This window comes from Pseudoalteromonas sp. S3431 (assembly GCF_000690035.1).
Lineage (GTDB): Bacteria > Pseudomonadota > Gammaproteobacteria > Enterobacterales > Alteromonadaceae > Pseudoalteromonas > Pseudoalteromonas fuliginea.
Window position 1 is genome coordinate 1 of record NZ_JJNY01000042.1, and the last position, 11558, is coordinate 11558.

At 38.9% G+C, this 11558-nt stretch carries 9 protein-coding genes; 6 read left to right on the plus strand and 3 right to left on the minus strand.

Annotated elements, in window-relative coordinates:
* From DO88_RS0118325 to DO88_RS08780, 3 genes are all read right to left on the minus strand, one after another.
* Positions 1 to 294, minus strand: a 294-nt coding sequence (locus DO88_RS0118325; protein WP_033039527.1) for a multiheme c-type cytochrome, incomplete at its 3' end; no start/stop codon positions are given.
* Positions 295 to 1197: 903 nt separating this feature from the next.
* A complete protein-coding gene (locus DO88_RS08785; protein ID WP_033039529.1) occupies positions 1198 to 1812 on the minus strand; it encodes a GntR family transcriptional regulator in 615 nt (204 codons plus the stop codon).
* Between the two features lie 172 nt (positions 1813 to 1984).
* Positions 1985 to 4324 carry a hypothetical protein gene (locus DO88_RS08780; protein ID WP_033039531.1) on the minus strand — a complete coding sequence of 780 codons (2340 nt, stop codon included), beginning with the start codon at positions 4322 to 4324 and terminating at the stop codon, positions 1985 to 1987.
* A 321-nt stretch (positions 4325 to 4645) separates the two neighbouring features.
* Between DO88_RS08780 and DO88_RS08775 the strand changes: the two genes are divergently transcribed.
* Genes DO88_RS08775 through galE form a run of 6 tightly spaced genes read left to right on the plus strand, consistent with a single transcriptional unit; the run spans position 4646 to position 11526 of the window.
* Entirely contained in the window at positions 4646 to 6241 is a 1596-nt protein-coding gene (locus DO88_RS08775; protein ID WP_033039534.1) for an MFS transporter, read from the plus strand.
* The gene (locus DO88_RS08770) at positions 6238 to 7176 is read left to right on the plus strand and encodes a sugar kinase (RefSeq protein WP_033031699.1); all 939 of its coding nucleotides are present in this window, start codon (positions 6238 to 6240) and stop codon (positions 7174 to 7176) included. The genes DO88_RS08775 and DO88_RS08770 overlap by 4 nt, the downstream gene beginning before the upstream one ends.
* A gap of 9 nt (positions 7177 to 7185) precedes the next feature.
* Positions 7186 to 8268 (plus strand): glycoside hydrolase family 117 protein, encoded by a 1083-nt coding sequence (locus DO88_RS08765; protein ID WP_033039537.1) that lies wholly within the window; start codon positions 7186 to 7188, stop codon positions 8266 to 8268.
* 12 nt (positions 8269 to 8280) lie between these two features.
* Positions 8281 to 9336, plus strand: coding sequence for a UDP-glucose--hexose-1-phosphate uridylyltransferase (locus tag DO88_RS08760; RefSeq protein WP_033039538.1), 1056 nt, complete (start codon positions 8281 to 8283; stop codon positions 9334 to 9336).
* Complete coding sequence (gene galK / locus DO88_RS08755; protein ID WP_033039540.1) at positions 9333 to 10487, plus strand: galactokinase; 1155 nt, start codon at positions 9333 to 9335, stop codon at positions 10485 to 10487. The genes DO88_RS08760 and galK overlap by 4 nt, the downstream gene beginning before the upstream one ends.
* Positions 10488 to 10497: 10 nt before the next feature.
* Complete coding sequence (gene galE / locus DO88_RS08750; RefSeq protein ID WP_033039542.1) at positions 10498 to 11526, plus strand: UDP-glucose 4-epimerase GalE; 1029 nt, start codon at positions 10498 to 10500, stop codon at positions 11524 to 11526.
* Positions 11527 to 11558: the final 32 nt, after the last annotated feature.

Consider the following 11558-nt stretch of genomic DNA (forward strand, 5'->3'; position numbering starts at 1 on the left):
AAATACATAACTTACGGTGTACGTTTTTTTAGTGCCTTGCTCGGTTAAATCAACTAAAAAGGCATCTTTTTCTTTATAAAACACGGCTTTTTGGGAAAAGTGGGTCGCCGTTACATTATTAAAATCACCAAGCACGGTATCTTTATTGGCTAAAGCCATTGAGCTGGCATGGTCTGATTGTTTCCAATCGCTGGTTTGTTTTTGATGACAAGATTGGCATTCATCGTTTGCACTAGCTGAAAAACAGCTGCATAAGAAAAGAATAGCAAAGAGGCTCTTTATTATATTTATCATTTTGTACTCGATCCATAGTCTTTATTTATATTAGCAAGTATTAAATTCTCGCTTGAGATTTATTTATGTATTTCATTGCAATCAACAGAGCTTGTCTTGGTAATAGTTGAAAAGTGAGACTCGCCGTTATCAAGCCCTGTATAACTAAAATAGTTATTTTTAAGTGAAACTTTATAATATTAGTGGTTTTATTTGCATATTTATTGGTGCTTTAAATCCTGATCACACTTGCAACCGTTATCAAATACTCTATTCCTCGTGATTTGAAATAGTACGACCCTTAATCTTAATTAATTCGAATTGGAGATTTATATTGACCATTAATAAAAGTATGATTGTCAACCGTCAACCGTCAACCGTCAACCGTCAACCGTCAACCATCAACCATCAACCATCAACAATAACAAAAAGACATCAAATATTAAACTTCATTAGCATTAATATTTAAGAGTAATTAGATGTTAGATAACACATCGATGCAGCTTTATAAGTTATTAAGTTACATCGATATAATGACCTTAGGCATAAACGCTAATAGTCGGGTATAGCTGACTAAATTGTAAAATTCATTTTTGTATATAAGTGAGACATAACTAAGGTCATAACTTCACTGGTCGTTGACATTTTTGAGTGTCATCGTCGAGTAATTGTTTGTTTCATTGAGGGGAGTATTTTGCAAAAATCGTCGACATCGACATCGACATCGACATCGACATCGAAAACTAATTCAACAGTTTTAATCATGCCTGTTCCTTGTTTATCCAATCGTTCTTGAGCGAAAGTTCGGAACTCGGGACAGGCACTTAGTTCAATTTCTTAAACAAGATTCAGCTTAGTTAATTTATTACTACTGACTTTAAATTCGATTTGCAGTGGCGTTGATTAAGCATAAAGTTTATTTCATCACTTAATATTATGTTTTACAGCTTTAATTGCTGCGGCGCTATCTTGTGCTTTTAGTGCTTCTAAAATAGCGCGATGCTCGTTTACACATTCAGAGCTTGAGGTGATGCGTTTATAATTTAAACGCATACGCATGACATACGGATACCAAATATTTACCAGCTCTTCGCCCCCAGCTTGGTATATTAAATACTGATGAAACGAAATATCGATTTTAGTTACTTCGGTATAATCTTCGCGATCGAGTGCGTCTTCTAGAGATGCTAAGATACCTTCAAGTTCAGCAATGTTTTGCTCAGTTAAATTACCGTTTAACTCTGTGATTGCGTACTCTTCAATGCTGCGACGAAGTTTAATCATTAAACGTTGTAGCTTAGGCTCTAGTACGCTGTTGACTGATGCGCCGCAATTATTTCGCGAAATCAACAGACCTTCTTTTGTTAACTGCAAAATCACATCTCGAATTGGACCTCTGGAGAGACCAAAGCGCTCAGCCAGCTCTTTTTCATTTAACTTAGTTTGTGGTGGCATTTCACCAGAGATTATATCTGAACGTAATTGTTCAGCGATTTGATCTTTTACAGACAAAATTTTTGTTGCTCTGTTACCAGCCATATTTATTCCTAGATTTAATTTACTTTATGTGACCTTAGCTACGGTTAAAAAATAGTCGTTATTCGAGTTAAGATCATGTACTTATCTCAGTGTATATAAAAAAAAAGGAATGGTCTATTGTTAACACATTACAACAGACCAATAAATGTACAATTAAATGATGAATGTGCAATTATTTTTTAAATCGTCGCTCATACATAGACTCATTCATCGCTTTAGCGGCTTCAATCATTTCAATGTAGGGTCTATCAGTGACACCTATAAAGCCTACGTTATAATTTTCGCCATCGTAAGCTCTGCCTGTAATCGGAGAATCTATATACTGAAACCAATGAGCACCTATAAAGTAGGGGTTGTCGATCACTGAGTTCATATAATCGGTATACATATTTGCTCTGTCTTGTTGATTAGCAGCATGTATTAACCCAGGATGAAATAATCCTGAATCAGATGAACCAACATGAAACTCACCAATTATAGCGGGTTTGTCAAATTGTGATAAAAACGCCCACTTGTCATCCCTTAGACCTTCTTTGTATGCGTTAAAACTTATTACATCAACATATTTAGCCGAGGCTTTAACAACTTCTATAGGCATGCCCCAATCAGGAAAACGCGCACCTAAATACATATGATTTGGTAGGTATTTATCCATAGCGGCATTTACCACACTAAAGTACTTATCAGCATAGGCGGTGAGTAATATAGAAAAATCGACAAGCTGCTCTTCATTTTTTATATCAACCGTTACACCTTTGTCAAACTCAACCCATGAGGCTAAGTTTAAGTGCCATACCTTATTAAGTTTAGCGACATCAGTATATTTTTCTTTCATTAAGCGAGAAAATTCAGCTTTAGTAGGCACTGTTTTAGCATCACGGCCTAATGTGTTTATTACAATACCATAATGGCTTTTAACAGAATCAGGGCGGCCAAAGCTTTTTTCGTTATCAATGAATACACCTACTGCCCAAGGCGAATTTTTAACTTCTTTTGCAACAACACTAACGGTTTCGTTAGCACGCACTGTAAATTCAGGGTCGAATACATCCGGCATGGCTCCCCAAAAATCGTTGCCGCTTGATACGGTTTTAAAATCACCTATAATCCAACCATTGGCAAAATAGGGCACTTTTTGATTATCGTAGTAGCTCGGATCTGTCCAGTTGCCTAATGAACTAAAGCCCCATGTAATCATTCTATCGAGGGTAACTTCTCGCCATTTTTGCATGTAATCTGCATTATTTTGACCATATTTGCGTTCTAAATTAGCAGCGTAGAAGCTATATGTTTCACCGTGTTCTAACGGACCCGAATGCGCACTTTTACGATAGCCAAAATGTTTACCGAGTGGATCGCTATAATCAGGTAGCCATTCAAATAAATTTTTACGCACTTGTGACGCTACAAAGCGGCTTTTAAGCGCTTCTTTATTTACTTGGTTTAAACCTTTTGAATCCTCAGGTGTTACACCGGCATCAGCTGGTTTAGCTAACAACGCTTGATCAAAATCGTAACCCGTCAGTGTTGTTGAGTTTGCAAGACGAATAATATCAATGCCAGTTGCAAGATATAAATAGCCATCAGGGTCGACTAATGACCATTTATCGTTGTATTTAGCCGTTCTAAAATAACCAGTCGCTTCTAATTTTGGACCTTTTGCCCAGCCACCAAAGCGTGAGCGATTAGTAGGGCGTTTAGAAAGTAACTGTGTTGCTTCTTGTTTTTTGTCGCTCAATAGCTCGGCTTCTGAATGTACTTTCCCTGCAAATTCTTGTTTTGCATTTTGGCCAAATTCATCAACAATTTTGGTTAAAAAAGCGGTATTAAATTGAGGGTTTTTACGAAGTGAAATAGATTTTATTGCCAGCTCTTTGTCATGTAATGTACTTTGCACGCTAATTGCTATTTTAGCGATGCCTTTTAAGTTGAGATTTTTTTTACCCCACATAGAAATAAACTGTACCTCATCAGACTCCCACGTATCTGGGTTAGAGCGAAGACCAGAAGTAAAGTTAAGTTCTACATTTTCTTTGCCATCGGGCGTTGCAAGGTCGTGGCCGTCAAGTTTTGCGTAATACGTGTTGTATCCACCTACCGGCACATTAACGCTACGCGTATAGTTAGCACCGTCAATATCGGAGATATCTAAATAAATTTGTACAGAGTGTGTTCCCGGGTTTGCCAATTCAAAGGCAAGATTGAAATCATTAAATTCACTCCAATCCCAAGGTTTTTCCGGTGAAAAAACAATACTAGCGTACGAGTTTTTCTTAGATTGAAACTGTACATTTAAAACCGAGTTTTCATTTTTTACTATAGCGGAATTACTTTGGTAATCAACAGACGTCGCTGTATGGTGAGTGTCATCTGCAAATAAATACATTAATGTATTAGTAGATTTAATCTGTACGGCATCTGTTGTGGGGCGATCAACTTTAACGTCTTCTTGATTACAGGCACTTAACGCAAGCAAGAGCGATGTGAGGAGTATGTTCTTTTTATATGTCATTGCTGTTTAACCTTTAATTACAATTTAACATACCATACATTAAAAAAACAAATTTGAAAATTGTTAACAATGTGCAATTTTAACTTTTTAGAATGTACACCAGTAAGGTAATGATTTTATTTAATTATTTTTTTATATTTATTACAAAACAAATGAACATAAAGTAACGTTCTTTAAAATATAGGTTGCAAGTATATTAATTTTAAAATACTCTCGAAATCACACCCATGGTTAATTGTTAACAATATATAATTTAGCACAACCCCTTACTTTATTCTCTACATAAAGTAACACACAATAACAACAAAGTTGGATTGAAGTATGAATGGTAGTAAACGTAATGTGTTTTTCTTTGCATTTATTGTCGCCTTTGGTGGCTTTATATTTGGATTAGACGCTGCTCTTATTTCAGGTACGGTTCGTTTTGTATCGGCAGAATTCAATTTATCAGACATTCAAATTGGCACAGTCGTGAGTGCACCTGGTTTTGGTGTGCTATTTGCTTTAGTCATTACCGGTTACATATGCAATATGTTTGGCCGAAAAAATACTTTAATAGGCATTGCGTTTATATACATACTGTCGGCAATTGCATCGGTTTTCGCGCCAAGCTACGAGCTATTAGTTGCTGCTCGTTTTATAGGTGGATTAGCATTCACGTCTTTATCGGTCGCTGCTATGTATATAGGTGAAGTTGCACCGTCTAGGTACCGTGGTAAATTAGTGTCTATGATTCAAATAAATATTGTTGTTGGATTATCCGCAGCGTATTTTGCTAACTACTTACTTGTTGATTTAGCTCACAGTAATTTTGAGTGGGTAACACAGTGGAATGTGCAAGATAATTTATGGCGCTGGATGCTAGGCGTTGAGATTGTTCCTGCTATTTTATGGTTTTTATTATTATTTACTATTCCTCAAAGCCCGCGTTGGTTAGTTATGAAAGGCAACGAAACACGCGCTATAACTATCTTGCATCGTTTAAATAAAAATACTGAATTGGCCCAAGAGCAACTTAAGAGTATTAAAGAGAGCTTGGTTGATTACAGCGAAACAGGTGGGTATTTTTCTTCATTTAAACAACTACTCGAAAGTCGTGTTCGCGCCGCTGTCATTATTGCTTTTACTATTGCTATTGTGCAGCAAGTGACGGGGATTAACGCCATAATGTTTTATGCTCCAACGGTATTTGAACAACTGGGAGTCGGCACTGATGCGGCTTTTTTTAACGCTGTTTTAATTGGTTTAGTCAGTATTGTATTTACTGTGGTAGCTATTGCTTTGATAGATAAGTTAGGCCGCAGACCCCTTGTTATTTGGGGATTAGCAGCTGCAACAATTAGTTTGTTTATGTGTTATTTAGGCTTTAGCCAGGCAGAATATAGTTTGTCGGCTGAGGATATAGCCTCGTTTTCAGCGTTAAATTCTATTACAGGACTGGAGCACATAATTGGTACTGTGTATCACAGCGATATTGAATTTAAGCAAGCACTAGCGAGCGTACTTACTGCTTCGCAACAGCAATTATTTGAAAGCGATTTAATTTCACGCGCAGCAACTATAAACGCGCCACTTATATCATTTGGTATAGCGGGCTTTATTGCAGCCTTTCACTTTTCGATTGGGCCAATTATGTGGGTGATATTTTCTGAAATATTCCCGACTCGTATTCGAGGTGTGGCCATTCCTACCTTCGCATTTATTGCCAGTGTAATTAGCTATTTTGTTCAGCAGTTTTTCCCATGGCAGCTAAGTAATTTAGGCGCTGCAAACATCTTTTTACTTTATACCGTATCGGGTGTTGCCGGCTTTGCATTGCTATTTAAGTTTATGCCAGAGACTAAAAATAAATCGATAGAAGAAATTGAAGTCTACCTAGAAGGCCTACACACTAAAAAAGTACAGGAGGGTGTGTGAGTACTTTACTCGCTATTGGCGAATGTATGGTCGAGCTAGTACCAACAGGTATTAGCGAATGTAAGCAGTCTTTTGCGGGCGATACTTACAATGCTCTTGTGTATGCAAAGCGTTTTGCAAACACACTAAATTGCGCGCTATTTACAGCTGTAGGTAGCGACGTACTGAGTGCCAATATGCTCAAATGTTGGCAACAAGAAGGTATTAGCACGCAAAACGTGATTACAACAGCAGACTATAACGTGGGTATTTACGCTATTTCAACGGATGCTGATGGTGAGCGAAGCTTTGATTATTGGCGTAATCAATCAGCAGCGAAGCATATGATGAGTTTATATACTCAAAAGCCATTTAATTTAGGTTTGAAAGAATCAGACTGGGTGTTTTTCAGTGGCATTAGTTTAGGTATTTTAGATGATGAATCTAAACAAGGTTTACTCACATTATTAGCTGATTTTAAAAAACAAGGCTGCACAATTGCGTTCGACCCTAATTATCGCGCGCGTATGTGGCAATCAAAAAGCCACGCTATTGAATGGCTAGAGCGTGCTTATGCGCTTAGTAATGTAGTTTTACCAGGTCTTGATGATCACCGTGTGTTATTCGGTCATTCAAGCAGTGCAGAGATTGTTAAGTACTGTACACAATTTGATATCGACGAAATTGTTATTAAAGCTGGTAGTGCCGGGATGCAAGTTTATTGCAAAGATGATCTTAAAGCGTCATGTCCGTTTACACCCGCTGCAAAGCAAGTTGATAGTACAGCGGCAGGTGACTCATTTGCGGGAACCTACTTAGCCGCCAGAATGTGCGCCCAAAACCCTCAAAATGCATTAGAAATGGCTGACAATGTTGCCTCACAAGTTGTGCAGCATCAAGGCGCGATTTTACCTCTTGACGTATACCAGTCGCTAAATATAAGCCTAGGTAAGTAAGGAATTAACATGTCTGATAAAAAATTAAGTTTAGCAAGTAAGCGTGCAATAGAGCGTGGCTACGATAAATATGGCCCGCAGTGGCTGACAGAATTTGATGTAGAACCTTTGCTGGGTGATTTTGCCTATGAAGAAGGGGTTATACGTCGCGATCCTTCATCTGTTTTATACATTGATGGTGTTTATCATTGTTGGTACACCAAAGGTGAGGGAGAAACAGTTGGTTTTAATGCACAAGACTCAAGTGCAAAAGTGTTTCCTTGGGATTTAACGCAAGTTTGGCATGCAACGTCAAAAGATAGCATAACGTGGCAAGAGCAAGGGGTCGCTGTGAGTCGAGGCGACGCTGGTAACTATGACGATCGCGCTATTTTTACCCCTGAAGTATTCGCGCATCAAGGTAAGTATTACTTGGTGTATCAAACGGTACAAACACCGTACACCAATCGCCAATATGAGCATATTGCCATAGCGCATTGCGATACCCCTTTTGGTCCTTGGATTAAATCACCTGAACCTATTGTTAGCCCAAGTAAAGATGGTCAATGGCACGGTGATGAAGACAATCGCTTTGCAGTAACAGCTAAAGGTAGTTTTGATAGCCATAAAGTACACGATCCATGTTTAGTATTTTTTAATAGCAAATTTTACTTGTATTACAAAGGTGAGACCCAAGGTGAGGGAATGAACTTTGGTGGTCGTGAAATCAAACACGGTGTTGCTATTGCTGATGATGTATTAGGGCCTTATGTTAAATCGCCTTACAACCCTATTTCTAATAGTGGTCATGAGGTCGTTGTTTGGAATTACAAAGGTGGTATTGCTAGTTTGCTAACAACCGATGGCCCTGAAAAAAATACTATTCAATTTGCTCAGGACGGTATTAATTTTGAAATTATGGCGCATATAAAAGGCGGTCCAGAAGCAATTGGCTTATATAGACCTGCACAAGGGTTTGATCAAAACCCAGCGCCAGGCATTAGTTGGGGCTTGTGCCATAAATACGATGCCAGTTGGAACTGGAACTATATTTGTCGTTTTACTCCTCGTAAGCAAGTGCTCGACGCCGGTACCTTTCAAAACAGTAACTAGGGAAAGTAAACAATGAGTGAGCAACAAAATCAATTTGACCCGACAGAGCATCCACATCGGCGTTTAAACCCATTATTAAATGAATATGTGTTGGTGTCGCCACACAGGGCTAAACGCCCATGGCAAGGTCAAGAAGAAAGTGTAGATATTGAGGTTAAACCAGAATACGACGAAAGCTGTTTTTTATGTAAAGGCAATACGCGTATTAACGGCGAAGTAAATCCAGATTACAAAAACACCTTTGTGTTTACTAATGACTTTGCCGCCTTGCGTGAAGGTGTGCCTGATGTGGAGCAAACCGATCCCCTATTTAGCATGCATACAGAGCGTGGCACTGCGCGTGTTATTTGTTTTTCGCCTAATCATGCAAAAACACTACCAGAGCTCAGTGTTTCGCAAATTACAAATGTAGTAAGCACATGGCAAGAGCAATGCCAAGAGTTATCAAAAACTTACAACTGGGTTCAGGTATTTGAAAATAAAGGCGCTGTAATGGGATGCTCTAACCCGCATCCACATGGTCAAATTTGGGCACAAAATAAATTACCGAGTTTGGTTGCACGTAAACATACAAACCTTAGTAACTATTATAAACAGTATGGCAGTAGTTTATTGCTCGATTACGCAAAACGTGAGATGGAATTAAATGAACGCGTAGTATGTGTAAACGATGATTGGCTTGTGGTTGTTCCTTATTGGGCTGCATGGCCATTTGAAACACTGCTATTACCTCGGTTTGCGGTTACTCAAATGATAGAGTTGACAGACGCTCAACAAAGTACTCTAGCTGAAATTATTAAAAATATAACGACTCGTTACGATAACTTATTTCAGTGCTCGTTCCCTTACTCTATGGGCTGGCATGGCGCGCCTTATGATGGTCAAAGCCACTTATTTTGGCAATTACATGCGCAGTTTTTACCGCCATTACTACGATCAGCCAGTGTGAAAAAATTTATGGTTGGTTACGAAATGATGGCCGAAGCACAGCGTGATATAACACCCGAGCAAGCTGCCACTATTTTGAAGAAACAATCACTAACGCATTATAAAGAGAACACTAAATGAATGTTGAACAAAGCGCACGGTTAGCTTTTTTAAACCACTTTGGATGCGATGCCGACTTTGTTGTCAAAGCCCCTGGGCGTGTTAATTTAATTGGTGAGCACACCGATTACAATGACGGTTTTGTACTGCCTTGTGCCATTGAATACGCTACTTACATTGCAGTGTCACCTCGAACTGACGATGTAGTAAATGTACTTGCACTTGATTGCGATAACCAAACCGACAACTTTTTAGTAAATAAACCGCTTAATAGCCACAGTACGCAAACGTGGAGTAATTATGTTCGCGGCGTAGTTGATGAACTGCAAAAACGAAATCATCAACTCAGTGGCTGCGACATATGCATCACAGGTAATGTCCCGCAAGGAGCTGGTCTTAGCTCATCGGCTGCACTTGAGGTAGGTATTGCTTATGCGTTTAATCATTTATGTGAATTGTTTATTGAACGTAAAGAGATTGCAAAAATAGCACAAGCAGCAGAGAACAACTTTGTGGGCTGCAACTGTGGAATTATGGATCAGCTTATATCGGCGTGTGGTACACAAGGTAAAGCACTAGGGATAGATTGCCGCTCACTTGATTTAGTGGAAGTGAGCATTGACCCTGCTATGACCATTTTAATGATTAATTCCAACGTTAAACGCGGCTTACTCGATAGCGAGTATAACCTTCGACGCGAGCAATGCTATAGCGGCGCTAAAGCTTTTTCAAAGTCAAGTTTACGTGAGGTGAGTATTGAGGAGTATGAATCGCAAAAACATATGCTAAATAAAGACGTTGCTAAACGTGTAGAGCACATTGTTTATGAAAATCTCCGCACCCTTGAAGCTATGCAGGCTTTTACTCATAACGACATAACGAAACTTAGTACATTAATGGCTCAAAGCCATGGCTCTATGCGTGATTTATTTGAAATAACTACACCGCAAATAGACACATTGGTGGATATTATTAGCCAAGTAATACAAAACAATGGCGGTGTAAGAATGACTGGTGGAGGCTTTGGCGGGTGTGTCGTCGCATTTGTACCCAATATACTGGTAAAAGATGTTATTGCTGCTGTTGAGTCGCAATACGAGCGTTTAACAGGCTTGAAAGAGTCTATTTATACCAGCTTACCGTCTGCTGGTGTATCACTCATAAGAACGTGAGGAAAATTCAATGAAAAAAGTACTGGTTACGGGAGGCGCAGGCTATATAGGTAGCCACACTGTTTTAAGCTTATTAAAAGATGGCTATAACGTTGTTGTGATTGACGATTTAAGTAACTCGAGTCGTGAATCGTTAACTCGTGTTGAAGCTTTAGCGCAACGTAAAGTTGAATTTATTCATGCCAGTTTACTTGATTACGATAAGTTATGCGCCGCATTTACAACGCATCAGTTTGATTCGGTCATTCATTTTGCAGGTTTAAAGGCGGTGGGGGAGTCAATAGAAAAACCACTTGAGTATTATTATACCAACTTGGTGTCTACCTTAAATTTATGCCAATGCATGCTTAAATATAATGTTAATAAACTCGTGTTTAGCTCATCAGCTACAGTTTATGGGCAAGGGGCATCAGTGCCTTATACCGAAAACTTACCTCTAGGGCGTGCAGCAAGCCCTTATGGGCAAACAAAAGTAATGATTGAGCAAATACTACAAGAAATAGTGGCTTCTAAGACGGGACTACAAGTTGCAAGCTTACGCTACTTTAACCCAATTGGTGCAGATATTAGTGGTCAAATTGGGGAAGATCCATTAGGTATTCCTAACAATTTAATGCCCTTTATAGCTCAGGTAGCGGTAGGTAAACGTGACAAATTAGCTATTTTTGGAGGCGATTACCCTACTGAAGACGGTACATGTGAGCGGGACTATATACACGTTAGTGATTTAGCCAAGGGTCATATTAAAGCGCTTAAATGGCTTGGCGAGCAACACCATAGCTTATATGAAGCATTTAACTTAGGCACTGGCACTCCTTATTCTGTGCTTGGTATCGTAAAAGCATTTATTGAGTATACCGGAGTTGATATTAACTTTGACATTGTAAAGCGCCGCGATGGCGACTTAGCTGCTTTTTGGGCCGATTCATCTAAAGCCAAGGCTATTTTAGGCTGGCAATGTAAATACACCCTTGCAGACATGATGAAAGACACGTGGCGCTGGCAAAGCAATAACCCTAATGGCTACCCAAATGTATAACCTCCTTATGTAAAAACACTGTCTACACAAGG

Bases quoted from the DNA above. Each gene is read 5' to 3' on its own strand.
- DO88_RS08765 (WP_033039537.1), top strand. From the start codon at position 7,186: ATGTCTGATAAAAAATTAAGTTTAGCAAGTAAGCGTGCAATAGAGCGT.
- galK (WP_033039540.1), top strand. From the start codon at position 9,333: ATGAATGTTGAACAAAGCGCACGGTTAGCTTTTTTAAACCACTTTGGA.
- DO88_RS08780 (WP_033039531.1), bottom strand. From the start codon at position 4,324: ATGACATATAAAAAGAACATACTCCTCACATCGCTCTTGCTTGCGTTA.
- DO88_RS08760 (WP_033039538.1), top strand. From the start codon at position 8,281: ATGAGTGAGCAACAAAATCAATTTGACCCGACAGAGCATCCACATCGG.
- DO88_RS08785 (WP_033039529.1), bottom strand. From the start codon at position 1,812: ATGGCTGGTAACAGAGCAACAAAAATTTTGTCTGTAAAAGATCAAATC.
- DO88_RS08775 (WP_033039534.1), top strand. From the start codon at position 4,646: ATGAATGGTAGTAAACGTAATGTGTTTTTCTTTGCATTTATTGTCGCC.
- galE (WP_033039542.1), top strand. From the start codon at position 10,498: ATGAAAAAAGTACTGGTTACGGGAGGCGCAGGCTATATAGGTAGCCAC.